A 23,050-nucleotide genomic window follows, 5' to 3' on the forward strand; every position below is an offset into this window, starting at 1 on the left:
TGTGACTGGGACGGCTGCCTGTCATCTGGGTTCCGGACTGTTCGCAAAAAAAACGCCAGGCGCCACGCGGCGGCTCGCGAATCGTGCGGACAAACCGAGGAATGCTGTGCCGGCAGGAGGCGGGGCTGCCTTCGTAAATTCGTCGCGTCAGGGTCATCCAATGGACTGCGCGATCATCTGTCACGCCCCCCGGACTTGCCGTGGCCCACCTGCGCGACAGCGGCGAAGGGTGCAAAAACACGCTTCGACGCAAATTTAATGCGCAATGATACCTTATAATTTCGCAGGTTTTGCAGGAAAAACGAGCACGTTGACACCACATTCGGCTCCCCCGGCCCTCGCGCCGAAAGCCCCGTGGCATGGCGCGCCAGCCCTCCTGCGCAGCCCGGTGCGCGGAGTAAAACCGCGCGTGATCGCCAACGCGAGCGCGCATTCTCCGCATCCTGTCCCTAATTTCGGCGTCAGGCCTGCATCCGGCTGCTCTCCAATGCGCATTTTTTCGGGATTTCTTCATGGCTTTGAATCTCTCCGACGTCAAACGCATCGCTCATCTCGCACGTCTGGAGCTGGCGGATGACGAGGCGGCTCACATGGAAAAGGAGCTCAACGGCTTCTTCGCGCTCGTCGAGCAGATGCAGTCGGTCGACACGACCGGCGTCGCTCCCCTCGCGCATCCGATTGAGCAAATTCAGGCAGTTGCCCAGCGACTGCGTACCGATGCCGTGACCGAAGTGGTCGATCGCGACGCCAATCAGCGTCCGGCACCTGCGGTTCAGGACGGCCTGTATCTGGTGCCGAAGGTCATCGAGTGACAACCGCCGCGCGCAACTGCACCGGGTTATCCGGTCACTGCGCGACACGTTACGGCGCGCCGGCGTTACGTGCACTACATGCATTACATGCGTTAGCTGCGTGAATACGCCCATCGCGCCCCGTCACTCCCTCATGCGCTCTATTGCCGCCACCATGGAACAAGATCTGATTCATTTGCAGGACCTGCGCGCCGCGCTCGACGCTAAGCGCGTATCGAGCGTCGAGCTCACGCAACACTATCTGTCGCGCATCGCCGATGCAGCCGACCTCAACGCCTTCGTGCAGGTCGACGCCGAGGCCAGCCTCGCCCAAGCCCGTGCCGCCGACGCGCGCATTGCCGCCGGTGAAGGGGCTAACCGTCCGCTGCTGGGCATTCCCGTCGCGCACAAGGACGTGTTCGTCACGCGCGGCTGGCGCAGCACCGCCGGCTCGCGCATGCTCGAAAACTATGTGAGCCCGTACGATGCCGCCGTGGTCGAGCGTCTGTCCGGTGCCGGTATGGTCACGCTCGGCAAGACCAACATGGACGAGTTCGCGATGGGCTCGTCGAATGAAAACTCGTACTTCGGTCCGGTGAAAAACCCGTGGGACAAGCGCGCCGTGCCCGGCGGCTCGTCGGGCGGCTCGGCCGCGGCCGTGGCGGCACGCCTCGCGCCCGTGGCTACGGGCACGGATACCGGCGGCTCGATTCGCCAACCGGCCGCGTTCTGCGGTGTGACCGGCATCAAGCCGACGTATGGCCGCGTGTCGCGTTACGGCATGATCGCCTTCGCATCGTCGCTCGATCAGGGCGGCCCGTTCGGCCATAGCGCCGCAGACTGCGCGTGGATGCTCAACGGCATGGCCGGTTTCGATGCCCGCGATTCCACCAGTCTGGAGCGCGCCGACGAGGACTTCGCGCGCGGTCTGGGCAAGCCGCTCGACGGCGCCACCGCCGACAAGCCGCTCGCCGGTCTGCGTATCGGTCTGCCGGCCGAGTACTTCGGTGAAGGGCTCGACGCCGACGTGCGCGAAGCCATCGACAACGCGCTGGCCGAATTCGAGAAGCTCGGCGCCGTGCGCGTGCCGGTGACGCTGCCGAAAACCGAGCTGTCGATCCCCGTTTATTACGTACTCGCCCCGGCGGAAGCCTCGTCGAACCTGTCGCGCTTCGATGGCGTGCGTTTCGGCCATCGCGCGGCCGAGTACGGCGATCTGCTCGACATGTACAAGAAGTCGCGTGCCGAAGGCTTCGGCACCGAAGTGAAGCGCCGCATTCTGGTGGGCGCGTATGTGCTGTCGCATGGCTACTACGACGCGTACTACCTGCAGGCGCAGAAGATTCGCCGCCTGATCGCGCAGGACTTCCAGAACGCGTTTGCCCAGTGCGACGTGATCATGGGCCCGGTCGCGCCGTCGGTCGCTTGGAACCTCGGCGAAAAGAGCGCCGACCCGGTGCAGATGTATCTGGCCGATATCTACACGCTGTCGGTGAGTCTGGCCGGTCTGCCGGGCATGAGCCTGCCGGTGGGACAGGGCCGCGAATCGCGTCCGGTCGGTCTGCAAATGATCGGTAATTACTTCGACGAAGCCCGCCTGCTGCAAGTGGCCGACGCGTTCCAGCGCGCGACCGACTGGCACAAGCGCGCGCCGGCGGGCGTATAACGATGGCCCGCCAGCGCGTTGTGACTTCGCCCCTCGCCGGTACTGCCGGCGACCGTGCGCGTCCCGCTGCCACGAGGCAGCGCGTGGGCCGTCTGGCGGCACTGGCCGGATTGGCCGCGACCGTGCTCACGCTCGCGTCGTGTAGTCTGCCGTTCAGCCGTCCTACGCCAATTGCGTACCGCGAAATCAATCTGTCGGGCTATTGCTCGCAGACGGACGAAGACGGTTTTCGCGAGCAGGCGACGTTGAAGGTGTCGGCCAATCAGGTGCAGGCACTCGACTGGCGCTTGTGGGTGGGTAAGCGCGGCAGTTGCCACTTCAATCTGGCGGATTTTCATCAGACGCAATCGCGCCCGAGTATCGAGTTGCGCGCGAACAGCGGCAGTTGCAAGCTGCTGATCTGGCAAGACCCGGGCAACGTGACGATCGGTCACGCGAACTGCGAGGCGTATTGCACGCCGGGCGTCTATGAGAACGCGTGGCCCGTGAGCTTCGATCCGCGCTCGGGCATTTGCGCGGCGGGCACGCGCCGGTAATTTGACGAACAGGCGGGGACGTTTGCCGGGGACATCGCACAACGCGATACCGGTGACGAACCCGCAGCAACGGCAGGGCGAGCGCGCCGTGCCGACAAGCTAAGACAGGGTGAACCTTATGCAATGGGAAGTCGTTATTGGTCTGGAGACGCACGCACAGCTCTCCACCGCTTCCAAGATTTTCTCGGGCGCATCGACGCAATTCGGCGCGGCCCCCAACACGCAGGCGTGTCCGGTGGACCTGGCGCTGCCGGGTGTGCTGCCCGTGCTCAATCGCGGCGCCGTCGAGCGTGCGATCGAGTTCGGTCTCGCCATCGGGTCGACCATCGCGCCGCGCAGCATCTTCGCGCGCAAGAATTACTTCTACCCCGATCTGCCGAAGGGCTACCAGATCAGCCAGTACGAGATTCCGGTGGTGCAGGGCGGCTCGCTGAAGATTCAGGTCGAAGCCGATGCCCGCACGGGTCGTGAAGCTTACGAGAAGGTCGTGACGCTCACGCGCGCGCATCTGGAGGAAGACGCCGGCAAATCGCTGCACGAAGACTTCGCGGGCATGACGGGCATCGACCTGAACCGTGCCGGGACGCCGTTGCTGGAAATCGTGACCGAGCCGGAAATGCGCAGCGCGGCCGAAGCCGTGGCGTATGCCAAGGCTCTGCACGGTCTGGTGGTGTGGCTGGGTATTTGCGACGGCAACATGCAGGAAGGCTCGTTCCGCTGTGACGCCAACGTGTCGGTGCGTCCGGTCGGTCAGAAGGAATTCGGTACGCGCGCCGAAATCAAGAACCTGAATTCGTTCCGGTTCCTCGAAGAGGCGATTCAGTACGAAGTGCGCCGTCAGATCGAGCTGATCGAAGACGGTGGCAAGGTCGTGCAGGAAACGCGTCTGTATGACCCGGACAAGAAAGAAACGCGCTCGATGCGCAGCAAGGAAGACGCGCACGACTATCGCTACTTCCCGGACCCGGACCTGATGCCGCTCGTGATCGATGCCGAATGGATCGAGCGCGTGCGCGCCGGGCTGCCTGAACTGCCGGCCGGCATGCAAGTGCGCTTTGTCGAGCAATACGGCCTGTCGGATTACGACGCCGCTGTGCTCACGCAGTCGAAGGCGCAGGCGGGTTACTTCGAAGCCGTGGTGGCCAAGGCCGGTGCGGCCAGCGCCAAGCCGGCCGCGAACTGGATCATGGGCGAGCTCTCGTCGCTGCTCAACCGCGAAGACATCGGTATTGATGCCAGCCCGGTCTCGGCCGCGCAGTTGGCCGGTCTGCTGGCCCGAATCGCCGACAACACGATCTCGAACAAGATCGCCAAGGAAGTCTTCCAACTGATGTGGGAAGAGCGCGCCACCGACGATGGCGCTGCCGATCGCCTCATCGAAGCGAAGGGCTTGAAGCAGATCACCGACACCGGCGCGATCGAGAAGATCATCGACGAAGTGCTGGCGGCCAACGCCAAGTCGGTCGAGGAATTCCGGGCCGGTAAGGAAAAGGCGTTCAACGCGCTGGTCGGTCAGGCGATGAAGGCCACCAAGGGCAAGGCCAACCCGGCGCAAGTCAACGAGTTGCTCAAGAAGAAGCTGGGCGCCTGAATGAGCGCCTAAGGTTCAGCGCCTCATGCAAAAGCGCGGCAGCCGTTATGGTGCCGCGCTTTTGCGTTTACGGTCTGCTTCTAGCCCCCTTACTGGCTCCCCCCGCTCCGCGCTCACGCTTCGCTTCCCCGGCCCCCCGCCTTATCTGCCCGCGTGATTCGCTTATATCGGGCTTTTTTTCTCCCCTCCGCAAATTGCGCGATACTGCCACTCTGGCGCCCCAAGGGCGTGCGCTTGTCACGAAGGAGTTGGCGATGTTCGAGAAATACCGCGTACCGTTTGGCAAGAAGCTCGACCTGTCGGACTACGATCCGGCCGACAAGCCGTTCTCGGGCGATAGCAAAGACGACGACAAGGAGCGGTTGGCGGAGCTGGCCGCGAAGCTCGACGAGTTGCAGACCATCCTGCACGCCAACAGCAAGCACCGGGTATTGCTCGTGCTGCAAGGCATGGACACCAGCGGCAAGGACGGCACCATTCGCGCTGTGTTCCAGAACGTGGACCCGCTGGGCATTCGCGTGGCCAACTTCAAGTCGCCCACGCCCATCGAGCTGGCGCGCGACTTTCTGTGGCGCGTGCACATGGTGGTGCCCGCCGCGGGCGAGCTCGCCATCTTCAACCGCAGCCACTACGAAGACGTGCTGATCACGCGCGTGCACGACTGGATCGATGCCGACGAGTGCAAGCGCCGCTACACGCACATCAACAACTTCGAGCAACTGCTGGTCGATAACAACACGACCATCATCAAGTGCTTCCTGCATATCTCGAACGAAGAGCAGCGCAAGCGCTTGCAGGAGCGTATCGACGACCCGAACAAGCATTGGAAATTCGAGCTGGGCGACCTCAAGGAACGCAGCTTCTGGCCGCAATACACCAAGGCATACGAAGCGGCTTTATCGGCGACCTCGACGGAAAATGCGCCGTGGTATATCGTGCCTTCCGACTCGAAACGTCACCGTAATCTGATGGTGGCAGAGTTGCTGGTGCAAGCGCTGACTGACCTGAAGTTGTCCTATCCACCGGCAAGACCCGAATTGACGGGCATGAAGGTGGAATGAAACCTTGCAGGGTCCGGGTCGAATGTCGAAGCAAAGCAGTATTGAGGTGACGTGAGCGGCCGTGGGAGACCACGGCCGTTTTAATAGAAGAAACCGGCGCAGCCGGACGGGCGGGGGCCTGTCGTGCTGAATGGGCGTATCGGACCTGTTGAATAGATCGAACAGGTCGAACGGATCGCGCCGCATGGGGAAACGGGGAAGAAGATGAGTGACGAGAACGCCCGCCGGCCATTGCCGGTGGCGGGGGACAAGGCTGCCGCCCATCAACCGCAGGCCGGCCATGGCGCGGCGACGGCGGGTGAAGCGGCTTCGGGTGGCAAATCGGGTAACAAATCGGCTAACAAGCGCCCCCGCCGTTGGGTGGCCGCCGTACTGGCGGTCGTGGTGGTGGCAGGCGCCGGGGCGTGGCTGCGCTCGCGCGGCGCCGAAAAGCCGGTCAAGGCGGCGCTGGCGCCCTCGGTGACGGCAGCGACGGTCGACGTACGTGACGTGCCCGTGCGATTGGTGGCGAACGGGACGGTCACCGCGCGGCAGACCATCGAAGTGCGCCCGCAGATTTCCAGCATCATCCGTCAGGTGCATATCAAGGAAGGCGACTTCGTCAAAGCCGGGCAATTGCTGTTCTCGCTCGACGCGCGCATGGACGAGGCCAACCTCAAGAAGGTGCAGGCACAACTCACCAAGGACGAAGCCGATCTGGCCAACGCACGCCGCACGCTGGCGCGCACGAAGCAACTGATCGCCGAGCACTTCGTCTCGCAAAGCGCGCTCGATACGGCGCAGAGCGGCGTGGATAGCCTCACCGCGCAGGTCGCGGCCGACCGTGCGGCGATCTCGGCCAGTCAGGTCGCAGTCGACTACAACCAGATTCGCGCCGGTATCGACGGCCGCACCGGGGCCATCAACGTGCACCCGGGCAGTCTCGTGACGCCGGGTGGCGCGGCGCTCGTGACCATTACCCAACTCGATCCGATCGACATCAGCTTCACGCTGCCGGAAGGCGCGCTGGCTGAATTACAGGCGGCACGCGCCGGTGGCCCGGTGGCGGTGACTGCCACGCTGGGCACGACGGGGATGACCGCAACCGGTCAACTCAGCTTCATCGACAACGCGGTGGACTCGCAGACCGGCACGATTCGCCTGAAGGCGGCGTACGACAACCGCGATGCGAAGCTGTGGCCGGGGATGTATCTGAACATCGCCGTGATCGGCCGCATTCTGAAGCAGGCCAGCGTGGTGCCGCCGCAAGCGGTACAGACCGGCCCGGATGGCAAGTTCGTCTACGTGATCGGTGCGGACGGGAAGGTGAGCGCCAAGCCGGTGAAGGTCGGTTACGTGGAAGCGAAGCTCGCCGTCGTCGAAGGCGTGCCCGCAGGCGCGCGCGTGGTGCAGGAGGGCGCGGAGAATCTGCGGCCCGGTAACAAGGTGACCGTGGTCGCCTCGCGCGAAGGGGGCGACGCGACACCGCAGACGAAGGACGCAACGAAGGCCGCCGCTGCCACGTCCACCGAAGTGCGTACCGCTGACGCTGCTGACGTCACCACGCGGAAGAGCACGCCATGAACCTCTCCGAACTATGTATCCGTCGGCCGGTGATGACGATTCTGCTGTGTGTGGCAGCGGTCGTCGCCGGGTTGATCGCTTACGGACAGATTCCGATCTCGGCCTTGCCGAGCTACAACTCGCCGGTGATTCAGGTCACCGCGACGCTGCCCGGGGCGAGTCCGGAGACCATGGCGGCATCCGTTGCGGCGCCCATGGAGAAGCAGTTCTCGACGATTGCGGGCGTCGCGGTCATCAGTTCGACCAATACCCAAGGCACCACCTCGATCATCATCGAGTTCGATAGCGATCGTGATATCGACGCCGCCGCCGTCGACGTGCAGGCCGCGCTCTTCCGTGCGCAGCGCAAGCTGCCGGTAGAGATGACCACACCGCCGTCGTATCGCAAGGTGAACCCGGCCGACGCGCCGATTCTCTTCCTCGCGATGAATTCGCCGTCGATGTCGCTGGCCGAACTCGACGACTACGCCGAAAACCTCGTCTCGCCAACGCTCTCCACGCTGCCCGGCGTCGCGCAGGTGCTGATCTTCGGGCAGAAGCGTTTCGCGGTGCGTGTGAAGGCGCGCCCCGATGCGCTCGCCGCCCGCAAGCTCACGCTCGACGACGTGGCCCGCGCACTGGCCTCGGCCAACGCCAACAGCCCCGTGGGCACGCTCGACGGCAGCCGCCAGACGCTGACCATCGAAGCCAACCGCCAGATGACCAAGGCCGACCAGTTCGCGAACCTGATCATCGCGAGCGTGAACGGCAGCCCGGTCTATCTGCGCGACGTGGCCGAAGTGCAAGACAGCGTCGAATCGGTCAAGACCGGCAGTTGGGTCAATGGCGAGCGCTCGATCGTGCTGGCCGTGCTGCGTCAGCCCAATGCGAACACGGTGGCGACGGTCGATCAGGTGAAGGCGGCGCTGCCGCGTCTGGCCGAGCAGATGCCGCAGTCGATTCAGGTCAAGTTGTTCAACGACCGCTCGGTGTCGATTCGTGAATCGATCGACGACGTGCAGTTCACGCTGGGCCTCACGGTGATTCTGGTCACGCTCGTGATCTTCCTGTTCCTGCGCCGGCTGGCCGCGACGATGATCCCGGTGATGTCGCTGCCGGTGTCGCTGATCGGCACCGTCGCGCTCATGAAGGGCATGGGCTACTCCATCGACAACATCTCGCTGCTGGGCATCACGCTCGCGGTGGGGCTGGTGGTGGACGACGCCATCGTGATGCTCGAGAACATCGTGCGCCACATCGAGAACGGCGTGCCGCCGCTGCGCGCCGCACTCGTCGGTTCGCGCGAGATGGGCTTCACGATTCTGTCGATCTCGATTTCGCTGGTGGCCGTGTTCATCCCGATCTTCTTCATGCCGGGGGTGATCGGGTTGATGTTCCATGAGTTCGCGGTGGTGGTGTCGCTGGCAATTCTGGTGTCCGCCGCCGTCTCGCTCACGCTGATTCCGATGCTGTGCAGCCGCTATCTGAAACATGAGCAGAGCGAAGGCTTGGGGCTGCGCGCCACGCAGTGGTTCGAAGACGGTTTCGTGTGGGTGCAGGACCGCTACGTGCGCAGCGTGGATTGGTGTCTGGCGAATCGCAAGTGGGTGATGGGCGCGGCGGGGGCGACGTTTGTCGCGACCGGGGTGCTGTTCGCGACGATTCCGAAGGGCTTCTTCCCGAGCGAAGACATCGGTCAGATTCAGGTGACGGCCGAAGGCGCGCAGGATATCTCGTTCACGGCGATGTCGACGCTGCTGCGTCAGGCGGGCGACATCATTCGCGCGAATCCTGCCGTGGATACGGCCATCGTGTCGGCCAGCGACAGCAATCAGGGGCGCATGTTCATCAACCTGAAGCCGCATGGCGAGCGCCCGCACATGAGCGAGGTGCTCGAGACGCTTCGCCGCGACGTCAAGCAGGTGCCGGGCCTGAACGTGTATTTCAACCCGGTGCAGAACCTGCAACTGGGCGGAAAGCAGAGCAAGAGCCGCTATCAGTACGTGATGCAGAGCGTGAAGCCGGGCGAGATGCAGGTGTGGTCGGACAAGCTGATGAATCTGATGCGCGCCGACCCGATCTTCCGCGACGTGACGACCGACGCGCAGATGAAGGGCCTGCAAGCGCAGCTCACCATCGACCGCGACAAGGCCAACACGCTGGGCGTGGCGATTGGCGACATTCGCAGCGCGTTGTATAGCGCGTTCGGCGAGCGGCAGGTGTCGACGATCTATACGCCGAGCGACAGCTATCAGGTGATTCTGCAAGCGGCGGATAACGACCGTCGCGACGAAGGCGCCTTCGACAAGATCTACGTGCGAGGCAAGGGCGGTGCGCTGGTGCCGCTGTCGGCAGTGGCGACGGTAGAACGCAAGATGGGGCCGGTGTCGGTCAATCACCAAGGTCAGTTGCAGGCGGTCACGCTGTCGTTCAATCTCGCGCCGGGGGCGGCGCTGGGCGATGCGTCGAAGAAGATCGTCGGCTTCCAGCGTCAACTCGGTTTCCCGCCGAGCATCATCACGAGCTGGGGCGGCGATGCGGCAGCGTTTCAGGCGTCGCAGTCGAGTCAGGTGGTGTTGCTGGTGGGCGCGTTGCTCGTGATCTACGTGCTGCTTGGCGTGCTCTACGAGAGCTATATCCATCCGCTCACGATTCTGGCGGGCTTGCCGTCGGCAGCCGTCGGCGCGTTGCTGACGTTGCGGCTGTTCGGCATGGATCTGTCGTTGATTGCGGTGATCGGTATCTTGATGCTGATCGGCATCGTGAAGAAGAACGCCATCATGATGATCGACTTCGCCCTCGACGCGCAGCGCAACGGCGGCATGACGCCCGATCAGGCGATCCGGCAGGCGTGCGCACTGCGCTTCCGGCCGATCATGATGACTACGCTGGCGGCGCTGATGGGCGCGTTGCCGATTGCGTTGGGTCTCGGGGCAGGCGCGGAATTGCGTCAGCCGTTGGGGCTGGCAGTGGTCGGCGGGTTGCTGTTCTCGCAGGTGATTACGCTGTACATCACGCCGGTGATTTATCTCTACCTCGACCGGTTCGCCGGTAAAGGTCCGCTGGTGCTGCCGGGGGATCGTGCTGCGAACGATGGCGGTGACGATGGCAGCGATGCCGATGCCGGACATGGTGTGGCACGTGCCGAGCATACCGAACGTCATGCGGCGGGCGCGCACTGACGTTATAAGGTTCGACGTATGAGGATGGCGGCAGGTGGCGCGACGGTGTCGCGTGATCTGCCGCCATTTTTATTGGCACCGCTGCGGGGTGCCTTCGAGCGGTGTCGGAAATTTCATCGGTGATGTGAAAACGGGCCATGCAACGTGGCTTGTGAAACCGCTGAATCGCGGCGAAAGCGCCTTCCGCCGCGAATACTCGTTCTGCGGTTGGTTCGATTCTTAATGTCGTCGATCGCGACATGACGGCATTTCTCCAGACCTCTGCCTGCATCGCCTTGACCGGGCGGGAGCACGCGACGATTCAGACCGCTGCGGCCGCGTGACGCCTCCTATCGGAAACCACGTTTGAATGGGCGTTTTCACGCCTGTGCCGATTGTCAATTTGCTAAAGACGCGGTTCGCACCCGACAACGCGGCGCATTGCCTTCAGGCATAAATCGGCCCTGTCGTTGCGAAGGCGAATTCTGCGGCGCTTCGAATCTTTCCCCTCTCAATAACTTCTGATCTCGGACGAGGACTTATGGCTATGCAAGTGAATGCAGGTGCGCTCGCACAATTCAAAACGAATATGACCCAGCGCCTGAACAAACGCCGCCAGCGCGGCGTGACGCTGGTGGAACTGGCGGTGGCAGTGGCCGTGATGGGGCTGATCATGGCCGGGGCGATGATGGGGGTGCCCAGATTGATGGCCAGCGTAAAGCTGACGCAGGAAATCAAGGATTGGCAGATGGCGTCGATCTCGGTGCAGAACGCCGTTGCCTCAGGGCGCTTGCTCAATACCGCCACGCAGGCCGATGTTACTGCCGCAGGCATCGTGGACAGTTTCAATAAGCCGACCGCGACCACCATCCTCAATCGCTTTGGTGGCGTGGTGACGGTGGTCGGCATCGGTACCGCCCCATTTCCGTCGAGTGGCGTGACGGTGACCTCCGCCGACTATCCCACGGAGCAATGCAAAGAATTTGGTTCCAAGCTGCTGAATGTCTTCTCGACACTCTCGATCAACGGCGTGGAAATCAAGACACGCTCCACCGAAAACGCGACGCGTATCAACACCGCTTGTGGATCGACTGGACTGGGCGCAGACGGAACGGGCGACACGGGTGTGGATTCCACGAAAGCTGACATGGTATTCACCATCGCCGGCTGAATCATGACTTTCCCTCGGACATAGACGAGACGTGAGTGAGCATGGCCAATCAAAGAGTTGATGTCGGAATCCTGCTGGTGGCCCTGATTGCCGTGGTGCCGGTGGCAAGCGGGCAGGAGCAAGCATCGTTGGCGCGTAACGGGACCGTGTTTCTTGCGAGTCACCTGCCGCTGGTGAGCGCGGCCAACGGCACGTTGGCGCCCCTCCCCGCGGTGCCGGATTCCGCCCCTGTCATTGCGCCGGCGGTAGATGGATTGCCGTTGCAAGCGGTGCCCAATGCTCCGGCCGGGCGAGAGGCGCCGGTCACTGTCGAACTCGCCATGCAGCCGGAGGATGGTCGCGTGTCGTCAGCGATCAAGCGGTTTGTCGAAAAGCACGGCTGGCAACTCGCATGGGAAATCGAGCGTGACTTTCCGATCGAGTATCCGGCGACGTTCACGGGCGACTTCCTCGGCATCATCGAGCAGGTGGTGCTGTCGCTGCAAAACAGCGACGCACCGATTCGCGTGAAAGTCTACGAAGCCAATCGTGTGCTGCGTGTCGTGCACGCCACGCAATAACGTTCGTCGTGCGTTACACGGCAGTTCACCATTAAAAAGACCCGCAACCCATGAGAAAGCGACTCGGCGTATTGTGCGCCACCACGTTACTGGCGGCGTGCGGTACGCCGGGAATGCTCGGCAAGACCGACGAGAACGTCACGCAGGCACAGCAAGCCGTGCGTACGGCAATCGACGCAAAATCCGCCATACCGATTCGCACCATCGAGCATGTCGACGGCGCGTGGCTCGCCAGACATTCCGTCGCGATCGAAGCCACCGAATCCCTTCCGGACTTCTTCAAACGTAACGTCCGCTTTTCCACCGGAGCACCACTCGCCATGTCAGTCGTGCTCGGGCAGATCGCACGCGGCAATGGGCTGACGATTCGCGTCGCGGCGGATGTGTCGTGCGACGACGGTGGCGGTTCGGGACGCGGCGGCAGCCGGGGTGGCGGTGGATCGTCAAAACTCTTCCAGATGAACTGCACCGACAGCGGCGAGCCCGCCGTGCCGCTGCACTACAACGGCACGTTGTCCGGCCTGCTCGATACCGTTGCGTATCGCTCGGGTACGCACTGGTCGTATCGCAATGGTGTCGTGCAGTTCACTCGTTACGTCACGCGCAGCTTCCAGATCAAGATGATGCCGGGGAGTTCGACGTTCAGCGCATCGGTGGGCAAAAAGTCGGAAATGAAGGCGGATCGCGGCGCGTCGGGCGGCAGCGGCGGCGGTGGTGGGGCGGCAGGCGGCGTCAAACTCGACTTCAATGCCGACGCCAAGGTGACGACGGAATCCAAACTCGATTACTGGGCCGATCTCGTCAAGACCGTCTCCGACATGCTCTCCGATGGCGGACGCGTTACGCCGTCGGTGGTCACGAGCTCGCTCGTCGTCACCGACACCGCCGAAGTGATGGAACGTGTGAAGCGATACATCGATGCCGAGAATGCCGTGCTGGGCCGTCAGGTCAAGCTGCGCGTGCAGGTGTACTCCGTCACGCTCGAAGAAAACTCCGCGGCCGGCATCGACTGGAATCTGGTCTATCAATCGGCGGGTGGTTTGGTCGCGGGCCTCGGCGGGCCGGCGCTCGGCGGTGCGCTCATGGCGCGCAAAGGCGGCCTGAGCGTGAGCAAAATTCCTCGCGGCGTGCTGGCCGGTTCCACGGCGTTCATCAAAGCACTCAGTCAGCAGGGACGGGTCAGCGCCATCATCGACACGACCGTCGTCACGCTGAACAACCAGCCCGCGCCTGTGGCCGTGACGCAGAATCAAGGCTTCGTCGCGCAGACCAGCATGACGCCCGGCAACTACGGCGGTCAAGCCGTTGTCACCGCCGAGCAGTCCGTGCTGACCACGGGCTTCGTGATGAACTTGCTGCCCACCGTGATGGACAACCGCAGCGTGATGTTGCAGGTGCAGATCGATATGTCCGATCTGAAGAAGCTCGAGAAGATCAATCTGCGCACCGGCAAAGAGGCACCGAGCGGCAGCGATGCCGCAGCCAAGGGGGGAGGCGGGACGAGTGTCAGCGTCGACGGCAAGGACGTGAAGGTCGCCGTCGACGGTGACAAGGATGACGACAAATCCCGTCACGACGATGGCCTCGGTACCGGCACGTTCATGCAACTGCCCCTCACGGCGTCGATCCAGACGATGCAGCGCGCGTCGCTGAAGTCGGGCGATACGCTGGTGCTCAGTGGCTTCCGGCGCAAGGACGACAGCACCGACCGCGATGGCATCTTTGCTTACGAGGGCGGTACGAAAGAAGCGCGCCAGCGGGTGAACGAGGTCGTCATCGTGATCTCGCCGGAACTGACCGAGGGCGTATGAGATGACGCGCGCACTCTCTAATCATCTCGTCGTTGGCGCGCAGTGGGAGACGCTCATCGGCTTGCAGAAGGAGCCGACGGAGGTTCGTGGCCTCGCCCGCAGCCGCGATGCGTCGCACTTCGCTCTCGCCGATGACGGCTCCGGCACCCGCACCGTCGGACTCATGTCGTTGCCCGTCGCGGCCAAAGGCGAGATGGCGCCCGATCGCTATGCGCTCGCCGCCGTGCTGGGGCAGATGGTCGACGGCGCGAATGTCGCGTTCGTCCATGCCGATCCGGACGACCCGTCGGCCGCCGTGTTCGTCACGCTGCGGGACCGGCGCCCCGACGTCGATACCGTATTGCCGCTCGCGCATCTGAAGGCACGTCTGGCGGGATGGACGGCCGAAGTCGAAGGTGCGGTGAAGATTGCCGGCGCGGAACTTGACGATCTGCCGCCCCCGGACGTTCCGCTCTCGCTTGACGCCATCGCCGAACACGCGCGCCGCGAGCGGCCTGCCGAAGCGCGTCTGCAACTCGTGCGCAAACCGTTGCCGGCGCGGGAGCTGGCCATTTCCGCCGTGGCACTGCTGATGGCCGTGGGACTTGGTGGCGCGGGCTGGCTGGGCTGGTCGTGGTACGACGATCTGCAACAGCAGAAGCTGGCGGCGGCCAATCGGGTCGATCCGGTCGATGCTTACAAGCGTTCGCTCGCACGGGCCATCGCCGCCGAGCCGTTTGCCTTTGGCGCCGATTACGCGCAGCGCCTGCAATCGCTGGTGCAAGCGCTGCCGGCCAGCGCGGGCGGATGGCGTCCCGCGAGCATCGCGTGCAATGCCGTGCGTTGCAGCATCGACTGGCGGCGAAAAGAGGGCGGCACGTTCGATCTGCTGCTTTCGCAGCGGCCCGACGCAGTGATCGTCGATCTGGATCACGCGAAGGAGGTTGTGGCGATCGCCGGTGAGGGGCCAGACACCGATGCCACCGATGCCACCGATACCCGCGTCACCCCAATTCCCCGCAATCAGTTTCTCCGCACGGCAGGCGCGCGCTTGCAGGCGTTGGGCGACTACGGCATGGATATCTCGCTCACGATGGCCGAGCCGCTGGTGAAACCCCCGCCTGCCGCCGCACCCGGGCAGGATGTGCCGCCGTCCATCGCCAAGGGCGAATGGCAGATGGCCGGTCATCTCGCATTTCTCGATTCGGTCGCCGGTCTGATGATGCGCGCGGGCAACATGTCCCTGCGCGAAGTGAAGATCGACATCGGCGACGGCAAGCCCGTCTTCACCGCTCAAGGCACCTACTATGTCCACTAGATCACGTCATCTCGTACGGTTTGCGGTGTCACTTGCCGCCGTGCTTGCCCCCGCGTTTGCCACCTTAGCCGCCGTGCCCGCGTTCGCCGAAGAGAATATCGATGCGTTTGCGCGCGCCCACCTCAAGGCGTCGCAAGACGCACAGGAGGACAAAGCGGCGGGCAATGGGCAATCGCCGGACAACGCCGTGCCCGATGTGGCAGGCAAGCCCGCGCGGGTCGACATCCCCCCCGAGTTGCTGTTCATTCAGGGCGTCGAGAACACTACGGTTGCGTACCTTCGTGTCGACGGCCGCTTCGGTCACACGGTGAAGCGCGGCGATCGCGTCGGCGAGTGGCAGGTGGTCGGCATCGGTGACGATTTCGTCGACGTGAAACGGCATGGCCAACTCAAGCGTCTGCTGCTGCCCGATGCTTTGACGGTCCAGCATGCTGCACAGGGGCGGCACGATGGCGACGATCGGTGAACGCCTGCGCGTCATGTGGGCGCGAGCGAACGGGCGCAGCGGCACACGTCCCGTCGCCCGCCCGGTCGCCGACCTGCGCTCGGAGGACATCCAGACGTTCGGCTGGCGGCAGGATCTCGGCCTGACACTGGCCGGCGCCGAGCAAGGTTCGCTCGTGCTGGTGGCGATGAAGCCGCGTCTGTTTCTGGTGCTGATCGAGCACACGACTTTCGTGCGCATGCAGGGCTCCGATCTGCTCGAACGTTTCGATCAGGCGGTACGCGCCACGCATCGTCTCGATCTCGAAGGCATCTATGTCGGCACCACCGAAGAAATTCTGCTCATGCAATCGCAGTTGCAGCAGCAGGGCGACGACGATGGCCGCTCCGACGAGCAGCGCACCGGCGCCTATCGCAACTTCGATCTGCTCATCGAGAAGGCGGTCGAGGCCGGTACGTCAGACATTCACTTCGAGTTTCGCGACGCGCAGCATGTGAAGGTGCGCATGCGCATTCACGGCAAGCTACGGGTGACGAGCGACAGCGACCGGCTCTCGCGCGACTATCACGCGATGCTCGATGCGGTGTCCGCCGCGTACAACTCGCGGGCCGATCCGAGCAGCCGCAGTCATAACCACTTCGATGAAGATCAGCATCAAAGCTGTTCGATTCCGCTCTCCATTCGCCAGCGCAAGTATCAGCTGCGATTTCAGAGCGTGAAAGAGAATCGCGGCGTGGACGTGGTGCTGCGGTTGCTGCTCAACGAAGCGGTGGAAGGCGATGTGCTGTCGCTCTCGCAACTCGGTTATTCCGACGATCAGGTCGAAGTGCTCGAAGACGCGGTGCATCGCAGCCCGGGACTCACGATCATTGCGGGGGAAACCGGGTCGGGAAAGTCGACCACGCTGCGCACGCTGATGATGTACGAGCGCGACTCGGGCAAGAAATTCTTCTCCATCGAAGATCCGGTCGAGTACATCCAGCCGCACATGACGCAGATTCCGATTCAGCGGCGGGCCGAGGACGGTGCAGGCGAGTCCGCATTCGGCGCAGCGGCCAAGGTGTTGTTGCGCGGCGATCCGGACAAGCTCATGCCCGGCGAAATTCGCGACTCGGAGACGGGCTCGTTTGCAAAATCGATGACCGAGACCGGCCATCAGGTGCTGTCCACCGTCCATGCGTCGAGCGCGTTCGGCATCATCCCGCGTCTCGTCAGCGATGAGATTGGCATGCCGCTCGCCGCCGTCACGTCACCCAACTTCTTGACGGCGATGGTGTACCAGAAACTGATCCCCGTGCTGTGCGAGCACTGCAAATTGCCGGCAGTGGGCAATCTCGACACGGCGGCGCTCGATGTCATTGCGGCGCTCGGTATCGACGTCACCCATGTCTGTGTAGAAGGCGCAGGGTGCGAGCGGTGCAAGGGGCGCGGCACCGCAGGGCAAACGGTGGTTGCCGAAGTTTGCGAGTTGACCGACGAGATGCTCGATCTGCTGCGCGAGTCGCATTTCTGGGAAGCCGAGCGGCAATGGCGCGCGAGTCACAACGGCGATCTCACCAGCCCGGACATGACGGGGAAAACCGCCATCGAGCACGCGATCTACAAGATGTCGCAGGGCCGCATCGACCCGCGTGACATCGAAGCGTCTTTCTACAAATTGAAGAAGTATCACCTTCCCCAAGCCACTGCATCGAATGCGACGCCGCCGCGACGACTCGCGAGCGTGTGAGCCGTCGCGCGCGCTTGCTTCCACTGCCATGATGTTTTGACGTTTCCCCTCCACGCCATGCTCGACGCCGCCAATCGATTCCTCGCCAAACTCTCTCCCCCGCGTGACGCCTATCCGGGGCTGGCCAAAGCGAAGCGCCAGTTCCACAAGACCCGCGCGAAGTTCTACGGCGACTTTGCCGACGCGATCGAAGACGGCGCAAATCCGTTCGACCTGTTCTCCCGCCGGTGTGCCCGCGCGAAGGAGCGCCGCAATGCGATGGCGCCGCTGTATGCCGTGTGGCGCGACAGGGCCAGCTCGAAGAACCTGCGCAAGTCGCTGGAGGGCACGATTCCCGAGGCCGATCTCGTGGTCATTGCGGCGGGAGAAAAAGGTGACCTGCCCGGCACGCTGCGTTTTCTCGCACGCGTCGTCACGCTGCAACAGCAGACACGCAGCGCGATCACCGGTGCGATCACGCTGCCGATCTTCATGTCGGTGCTGCTCGCGGCCATTCAACTCGGGGTGGCTTACGGGATGATGCCGATCATGACCGAGATCATGCCGCCGGAGAAGTTTCCGATGATCGGTGCGTGGTTGTACGTGATGTCGGGTTTCGTCGCCAATTGGTGGCCCTTTCTCTACGGCGTGCCGTTGGCGTTGCTGGTGCTGATGTCGTGGTCGCTCAGCCGCTGGACTGGGCCATTGCGGCGCCGCTTCGACAACTTCGGACCGTACGCCGTGTATCGCGACGTGCGCTCCGGTGAGTTTCTGGTGGCACTGGCGGCACTGACCAGTGCCAAGACGTCGGTCTTCGATGCGATTTCGTTGCTCCTCTCGGGGGCCTCACCGTGGATGCGCGCGCATCTGCTGCGCATGCGCGCATCGCTCAGGAGCGACCGCAGCATGATCAAGGCGATGGATACGGGGCTGTTCAACGAGGAGGTGTTCGATCGTCTCGTCGAATATTCCGGGCGGACCAACTTCGACGTCGGTATTCGCAAGATCGGTTTGATGACCATCGAAGAGACCGCCGAGCGTATCAAGGCACGGGCGGCGGCGGCGCGCTCCGTACTGATGGCGTTAGTGGGATTGACGATCGTGGTGACCGTGGCCGGTATGTTGCAGATCGGTCGTGCCGCCGGTGAGCACGCGCAATCGATGATCTGACGATGGCGAACGCTCTGGACCTGCTGGTGCATTCGATCAAGAGCCTGCCGCGCGAGAGTTTCGCCGCGATGTTGGGCATTCTCGGGCTGTTCGTCGGCAGCTTTCTCAACGTGGTGGTCTGGCGATTGCCACGCATGCTCGAAGTGCAGTGGGCGCGCGAAGCGGCCCATTGGGCCGGACACATGCCCCCGGTCACGCCGATCTTCAATCTGGCGTGGCCGCCCTCGCGTTGTCCGCGTTGCGACAGCCGCATCCCCGCTTGGCACAACCTGCCCGTTGTGAGCTACCTCCTGTTGCGGGGGCGCTGTGCGCATTGCCATGTCGCCATCAGCTTGCGTTATCCGATTGTCGAATTGAGTGCTGGGGTCATGTTCGCGGCAATCGGCTGGACGTTCGCGCCGTTGATGCTGTACGCGACGATGTTCGCGTGGTGCGGTTTTGGCGCGGCGTTGCTCTCGCTTTCACTCATCGATGCGGAAACCCGTCTGTTGCCCGACGTGATTACGTTGCCGCTATTGTGGATCGGCCTGCTGTTGAGCGTGGCGGGCGTCACGGTGCCGGTCGGTGACGCGGTGCTCGGTGCGGCGTTGGGCTACGTCGCGATGTGGCTCATTGCCGGGGGGCACTTCCTGCTGACCGGCAACGAAGGACTGGGCGGCGGCGACGTGAAGCTGGTCGCCGCCTGCGGTGCGTGGCTCGGGTGGATCGGCGTGCCGCTCACGCTGGCGTTTGGTGCCGTGGCGGCGACGCTCGCGTTCGGCGTGCTCGGCATTCTGCGCGGCCGCACGATGTGCGGGCCGCTGCCGTTCGGGCCGTGGCTCGCCGCCGGAGCCGTAGCAAGTGCGCTCTGGGGCGAGCGGTTTCTAGGCCTGTGGTTGTACGCGGGCAGCTAACGTGGCATGCCCGGCGTTGGCGGCGCGATCACGACCGGCGTCTACGCCGCCGACCTGACGCTGTGTTTGCCGCAGGATCATGTCCGCCGCCTTCTCCCCGATCATCATCGACGGCGCGTTGGTATTGCCGCCAATCAGCGTCGGCATGACCGAAGCGTCGACAACGCGCAGCCCCTCAACGCCGCGCACACGGAGTTCGGTATCGACCACCGACGCCGCGTCGCTGCCCATACGGCAAGTGCCGACCGGGTGATAGATGGTGTCGGCACGCTGGCGAATCAGTGCTGTGAGTGCTTCGTCCGATTCCACGCCGCGACTGTGAAGCTCCTTCCCACCGAAGCGCGCGAGTGACGGTGCCGCGAGAATCCGGCGTATCACGCGGGCGCCGCGCAGCAAGGTGTCGACGTCTTCCTGCGCTTGCAGGAATGCCGGGTCGATCAGCGGCGCATCGCGCATATCGCCAGAGGCGAGCGTGACGCGGCCACGGCTCTTCGGGCGCAGCACGCAGGCATGCAACGACAGGCCGCGCCGCAGATGCAGCCGGCGGTTGTGGTTGTCGCAAATCCCCACGAGGAAGTGCATTTGCAGATCGGGACGAACGAGACCCGGATCGCTCTTGAGGAAGCCGCCCGCTTCCGCAACGTTGCTCGCAAGCAGGCCGCGCTTGTCGCGCAGATACGCCACGCCCTGCATCAGCAAGTGCCATAGGCCCGGTGGCGTGTAGCCGACCAGATCGCTGTGCGCGACGTATTTGTTGATGATGAAATCGATATGGTCTTGCAGGTTCTCGCCGACATTCGGCGAATCGACGCGTACCGCAATCCCGTGCTCACGCAATTGTTCTGCCGGGCCGATGCCCGAGCCCATCAGCAACTGCGGCGAGTTGAAAGCCCCGGCACTGAGGATCACTTCCGCACGCGCCTTGAGCGTCTCGAGCGCACCGCGACGTTGCAGCGTGACGCCCGTCGCGCGCATGCCGTCGAAGGTGATGCGCTGCACGAGCGCATCGGTGATGACATGGAGATTCGCACGCGTTTTTCCATGCAGATACGCGCGCGCGGCATTCCATCGCTCGCCCCCCTTTTGCGTGACCTGATAGATACCCGCGCCTTCGTATTGCGCACCGTTGAAGTCGCTGGAAACGGGGAAACCCGCTTCGCGTGCGGCGTCGACATAGTGCCGCGAGAACGGGTTGACGGTGCGCAAGTCCGCCACGTTGAGCGGGCCGCCGCTGCCGTGCCAGTCATCGGCGCCGCGCTCGTTGTTTTCGTTACGGCGGAAGTAGGGCAGCACGTCGTTCCAGCCCCATCCGGTGCAGCCGGCTTGCGCCCAGTCGTTGTAGTCGTCGGGGTGCCCGCGCGTGTAGATCATGGCGTTGATCGAACTCGATCCGCCCAGACCGCGGCCGCGTGGCTGATAGCCCTGACGTCCGCCAAGACCGGCCTGCGGTGTCGTACGAAACCCGTAGTTACGGCGCGACCGGAACGGCACCAGTGCCGCGAGCCCGAGTGGCAGCCTGACGAGAAAACTGTTGTCGGGCGGACCCGCTTCGATGAGGGCGATCGTGCGCCCGGGTAAGCCGTCGGCCAAGCGTGCGGCGAGCGCGCAGCCCGCCGAGCCGCCGCCGACAATGACGTAGTCATAGTCCATGCTGTCATCCTCCCTTGGATGGGCACTGCATTGCCTGCTTTGTATTTATCTTTCTTGTGCACTGCTATTCGCCGCACCGCAGGCGTCAGATGGCTGTGACCTGAAGCGGCGGCACTCATTGTAGGCAGACATTTCCCCGATTCGCGCGCGATGTGAAGCATTCCTCTAATTTGTGCGGACGGAGGAGTTCAACCGCTATGATGAAATGATCGACTTGGTGTGACCGTCCGATCGAGCGCAATAGCGTCCATCGACACGCATCAACGACCTGCACGGCACGCACACGGCTGGCATTCCCGGAGGGAGACACGGATGACTGAGGCTTGGCAAACCCACGACGTCACCAATCAGGTGCCGCCGCTCGTCGATTACAACCTGTACGCCACCGACGCTGCTTTGCAGGCCGCCGTGACGACATTCAATGCCGGCTGGCATGCGAAGGAGTTGCATCGTCAGGGCGCACGGCTGGGCGAGGCGGAAGTGCAGCAATGGGCCGAGACGGCGAATCGCCACGAGCCCGAGTTGCAGACCTTCGATGCGCGCGGCAATCGCATCGATCACGTGGAATTTCACCCGGACTGGCACGCGCTGATGGGGCTTTTGCGCGGTGCACAATTGCAGTCGCTGCCATGGGCGCATCCGCAGGCGGGCGCGATGGCCGCGCGCACGGCGTCGTATTTTCTGCATGCACAGAACGAGGCGGGGTCGCTGTGTCCCACCACGATGACGTTTGCCAGCATTCCGGTGCTGTCGAAGGTGCCGTCGCTGTTTCCCACGATCAAGGACAAGCTGTTCGCGCCGCAACATGATCCGCGTGATCTGCCGCTCGCGCAGAAGCACACGATGCTCGTCGGCATGGGCATGACCGAGAAGCAGGGCGGGTCGGACGTTCGCACGAACACGACCGTCGCTCGTGCGCTGGGCGGAGACACGTATTCACTGGTCGGTCACAAGTGGTTCTTCTCTGCGCCGCAATGCGATGCGCACCTGGTGCTCGCCCGCGCTGACGACAGCGACGCGCTGTCGTGTTTCTTCGTCCCGCGCTACACGCCCGACGGCCACAAGAATGCCGTGCAGATTCAGCGCCTGAAAGACAAACTCGGCAACCGCTCGAACGCGAGCAGCGAGGTGGAATTTCAGGGCGCTTACGGCACGCTCGTAGGCGCGCAGGGACGCGGCATTCCCACCATCATCGAGATGGCGACGTACACGCGACTCGACTGCGTGATCGGCAGCGCCGCGATGATGCGTACGGGTGTTGTGCAGGCGATTCATCACGCACGGCATCGCACCGCGTTCGGTGCAAAGCTGGTCGATCAGGATCTGATGACGACCGTGCTTGCCGATCTCGCGCTGGAGTCGGAAGCGGCGACATGGCTCGCGATGCGGCTGGCCCAGTCGTTCGACGCGGCCGGGGTGGATGACGATGCCCCGCTTGAGCGTGCATGGCGACGCATCGTGTTGCCCGCCGCGAAGTTCTGGGTGTGCAAGCGCGCGCTCGAACTCGCAGGCGAATGCATGGAGGTTTGGGGCGGTAACGGCTATGTGGAAACCGGGCCGCTCGCGCGGTTGTATCGCGAGGCGCCGGTCAATTCCATCTGGGAGGGCTCGGGCAATGTGATGTGCCTCGATGTGCTGCGCGCGATCGGGCGTGAGCCGGAGGTGGCGCAGGCATGGTTCGACTGGCTGGGCCAACGTGTGAGCTCACACGCGCCGTTGCGCGCGGCACTGGCGCAACTGCACGGCTGGCTCGCTGCCGACCCGGCAACGCATGCCGTGCGTGCGCGTGCGATTGCGCAACAGATCGTGCTGCTCGCACAGGCCGCGTTGTTGCTCGAGCATGCGCCGGCCGAGCTGGCGCATGGCTTCGTCGAAAGCCGTCTGGCGAATCATGGTGGTCGCGTCTATGGCGTGATGCCCGACTCGCTGGCCGTGGGTGTGCAACGCGCGTGGCTGGATCGCGCGTTTGCGGGCTGAACGTCGACGTTCGCAGGGTC

General features: G+C 63.7%; 17 protein-coding genes. 16 read left to right on the plus strand and 1 reads right to left on the minus strand.

Going from position 1 to position 23,050, the window contains the following annotated elements:
* Positions 1–512 precede the first annotated feature (512 nt).
* From gatC to PIN31009_RS01550, 15 genes are all read left to right on the plus strand, one after another.
* Positions 513–812, plus strand: coding sequence for an Asp-tRNA(Asn)/Glu-tRNA(Gln) amidotransferase subunit GatC (gatC, locus tag PIN31009_RS01480; RefSeq protein ID WP_058376796.1), 300 nt, complete (start codon positions 513–515; stop codon positions 810–812).
* Between the two features lie 154 nt (positions 813–966).
* Entirely contained in the window at positions 967–2,457 is a 1,491-nt protein-coding gene (gene gatA / locus PIN31009_RS01485; protein ID WP_150682730.1) for an Asp-tRNA(Asn)/Glu-tRNA(Gln) amidotransferase subunit GatA, read from the plus strand.
* A gap of 2 nt (positions 2,458–2,459) precedes the next feature.
* A complete protein-coding gene (locus PIN31009_RS01490) occupies positions 2,460–2,993 on the plus strand; it encodes a hypothetical protein (protein WP_246185470.1) in 534 nt (177 codons plus the stop codon).
* Positions 2,994–3,111: 118 nt separating this feature from the next.
* Positions 3,112–4,584 carry an Asp-tRNA(Asn)/Glu-tRNA(Gln) amidotransferase subunit GatB gene (gene gatB / locus PIN31009_RS01495; protein ID WP_150789084.1) on the plus strand — a complete coding sequence of 491 codons (1,473 nt, stop codon included), beginning with the start codon at positions 3,112–3,114 and terminating at the stop codon, positions 4,582–4,584.
* Between the two features lie 254 nt (positions 4,585–4,838).
* Positions 4,839–5,645, plus strand: coding sequence for a polyphosphate kinase 2 family protein (locus PIN31009_RS01500; RefSeq protein ID WP_058376798.1), 807 nt, complete (start codon positions 4,839–4,841; stop codon positions 5,643–5,645).
* 204 nt (positions 5,646–5,849) lie between these two features.
* Positions 5,850–7,208: an efflux RND transporter periplasmic adaptor subunit gene (locus PIN31009_RS01505; RefSeq protein WP_150789085.1), complete on the plus strand. Its 1,359-nt coding sequence runs from the start codon at positions 5,850–5,852 to the stop codon at positions 7,206–7,208.
* Positions 7,205–10,369 (plus strand): efflux RND transporter permease subunit, encoded by a 3,165-nt coding sequence (locus PIN31009_RS01510; RefSeq protein WP_150789086.1) that lies wholly within the window; start codon positions 7,205–7,207, stop codon positions 10,367–10,369. The genes PIN31009_RS01505 and PIN31009_RS01510 overlap by 4 nt, the downstream gene beginning before the upstream one ends.
* 526 nt (positions 10,370–10,895) lie before the next feature.
* Positions 10,896–11,519, plus strand: coding sequence for a type II secretion system protein (locus tag PIN31009_RS01515; protein WP_174996880.1), 624 nt, complete (start codon positions 10,896–10,898; stop codon positions 11,517–11,519).
* 41 nt (positions 11,520–11,560) lie between these two features.
* The gene (locus PIN31009_RS01520) at positions 11,561–12,079 is read left to right on the plus strand and encodes a toxin co-regulated pilus biosynthesis Q family protein (protein WP_150789088.1); all 519 of its coding nucleotides are present in this window, start codon (positions 11,561–11,563) and stop codon (positions 12,077–12,079) included.
* 50 nt (positions 12,080–12,129) lie between these two features.
* Positions 12,130–13,890 (plus strand): secretin N-terminal domain-containing protein, encoded by a 1,761-nt coding sequence (locus PIN31009_RS01525; protein ID WP_150789089.1) that lies wholly within the window; start codon positions 12,130–12,132, stop codon positions 13,888–13,890.
* Between the two features lies 1 nt (position 13,891).
* Complete coding sequence (pilO2, locus tag PIN31009_RS01530; RefSeq protein WP_150789090.1) at positions 13,892–15,187, plus strand: type 4b pilus protein PilO2; 1,296 nt, start codon at positions 13,892–13,894, stop codon at positions 15,185–15,187.
* A complete protein-coding gene (locus tag PIN31009_RS01535) occupies positions 15,177–15,653 on the plus strand; it encodes a hypothetical protein (RefSeq protein ID WP_150789091.1) in 477 nt (158 codons plus the stop codon). The genes pilO2 and PIN31009_RS01535 overlap by 11 nt, the downstream gene beginning before the upstream one ends.
* Positions 15,637–17,361 (plus strand): GspE/PulE family protein, encoded by a 1,725-nt coding sequence (locus tag PIN31009_RS01540; protein WP_174996882.1) that lies wholly within the window; start codon positions 15,637–15,639, stop codon positions 17,359–17,361. Before PIN31009_RS01535 ends, PIN31009_RS01540 begins: the two co-directional genes overlap by 17 nt.
* A gap of 36 nt (positions 17,362–17,397) precedes the next feature.
* Positions 17,398–18,510, plus strand: coding sequence for a type II secretion system F family protein (locus tag PIN31009_RS01545; protein WP_150789093.1), 1,113 nt, complete (start codon positions 17,398–17,400; stop codon positions 18,508–18,510).
* A gap of 2 nt (positions 18,511–18,512) precedes the next feature.
* Entirely contained in the window at positions 18,513–19,403 is an 891-nt protein-coding gene (locus PIN31009_RS01550) for a prepilin peptidase (protein WP_174996884.1), read from the plus strand.
* On the opposite strand, the gene PIN31009_RS01555 is transcribed toward PIN31009_RS01550, so the two are convergent.
* Positions 19,374–21,053: a GMC family oxidoreductase gene (locus tag PIN31009_RS01555; protein ID WP_150789094.1), complete on the minus strand. Its 1,680-nt coding sequence runs from the start codon at positions 21,051–21,053 to the stop codon at positions 19,374–19,376. The genes PIN31009_RS01550 and PIN31009_RS01555 overlap by 30 nt on opposite strands.
* A 312-nt stretch (positions 21,054–21,365) precedes the next feature.
* Between PIN31009_RS01555 and PIN31009_RS01560 the strand changes: the two genes are divergently transcribed.
* The gene (locus PIN31009_RS01560) at positions 21,366–23,030 is read left to right on the plus strand and encodes an isovaleryl-CoA dehydrogenase (protein WP_150789095.1); all 1,665 of its coding nucleotides are present in this window, start codon (positions 21,366–21,368) and stop codon (positions 23,028–23,030) included.
* Positions 23,031–23,050 lie beyond the last annotated feature (20 nt).

It is taken from the genome of Pandoraea iniqua, assembly GCF_902459685.1.
Taxonomy (GTDB): Bacteria; Pseudomonadota; Gammaproteobacteria; order Burkholderiales; family Burkholderiaceae; genus Pandoraea; species Pandoraea iniqua.

Bases quoted from the DNA above. Each gene is read 5' to 3' on its own strand.
- PIN31009_RS01560 (WP_150789095.1), top strand. From the start codon at position 21,366: ATGACTGAGGCTTGGCAAACCCACGACGTCACCAATCAGGTGCCGCCG.
- PIN31009_RS01535 (WP_150789091.1), top strand. From the start codon at position 15,177: ATGTCCACTAGATCACGTCATCTCGTACGGTTTGCGGTGTCACTTGCC.
- PIN31009_RS01525 (WP_150789089.1), top strand. From the start codon at position 12,130: ATGAGAAAGCGACTCGGCGTATTGTGCGCCACCACGTTACTGGCGGCG.
- PIN31009_RS01540 (WP_174996882.1), top strand. From the start codon at position 15,637: ATGGCGACGATCGGTGAACGCCTGCGCGTCATGTGGGCGCGAGCGAAC.
- PIN31009_RS01520 (WP_150789088.1), top strand. From the start codon at position 11,561: ATGGCCAATCAAAGAGTTGATGTCGGAATCCTGCTGGTGGCCCTGATT.
- PIN31009_RS01550 (WP_174996884.1), top strand. From the start codon at position 18,513: ATGGCGAACGCTCTGGACCTGCTGGTGCATTCGATCAAGAGCCTGCCG.
- gatA (WP_150682730.1), top strand. From the start codon at position 967: ATGGAACAAGATCTGATTCATTTGCAGGACCTGCGCGCCGCGCTCGAC.
- PIN31009_RS01515 (WP_174996880.1), top strand. From the start codon at position 10,896: ATGCAAGTGAATGCAGGTGCGCTCGCACAATTCAAAACGAATATGACC.
- gatB (WP_150789084.1), top strand. From the start codon at position 3,112: ATGCAATGGGAAGTCGTTATTGGTCTGGAGACGCACGCACAGCTCTCC.
- PIN31009_RS01510 (WP_150789086.1), top strand. From the start codon at position 7,205: ATGAACCTCTCCGAACTATGTATCCGTCGGCCGGTGATGACGATTCTG.
- PIN31009_RS01500 (WP_058376798.1), top strand. From the start codon at position 4,839: ATGTTCGAGAAATACCGCGTACCGTTTGGCAAGAAGCTCGACCTGTCG.
- PIN31009_RS01505 (WP_150789085.1), top strand. From the start codon at position 5,850: ATGAGTGACGAGAACGCCCGCCGGCCATTGCCGGTGGCGGGGGACAAG.
- PIN31009_RS01490 (WP_246185470.1), top strand. From the start codon at position 2,460: ATGGCCCGCCAGCGCGTTGTGACTTCGCCCCTCGCCGGTACTGCCGGC.
- pilO2 (WP_150789090.1), top strand. From the start codon at position 13,892: ATGACGCGCGCACTCTCTAATCATCTCGTCGTTGGCGCGCAGTGGGAG.
- PIN31009_RS01555 (WP_150789094.1), bottom strand. From the start codon at position 21,053: ATGGACTATGACTACGTCATTGTCGGCGGCGGCTCGGCGGGCTGCGCG.
- gatC (WP_058376796.1), top strand. From the start codon at position 513: ATGGCTTTGAATCTCTCCGACGTCAAACGCATCGCTCATCTCGCACGT.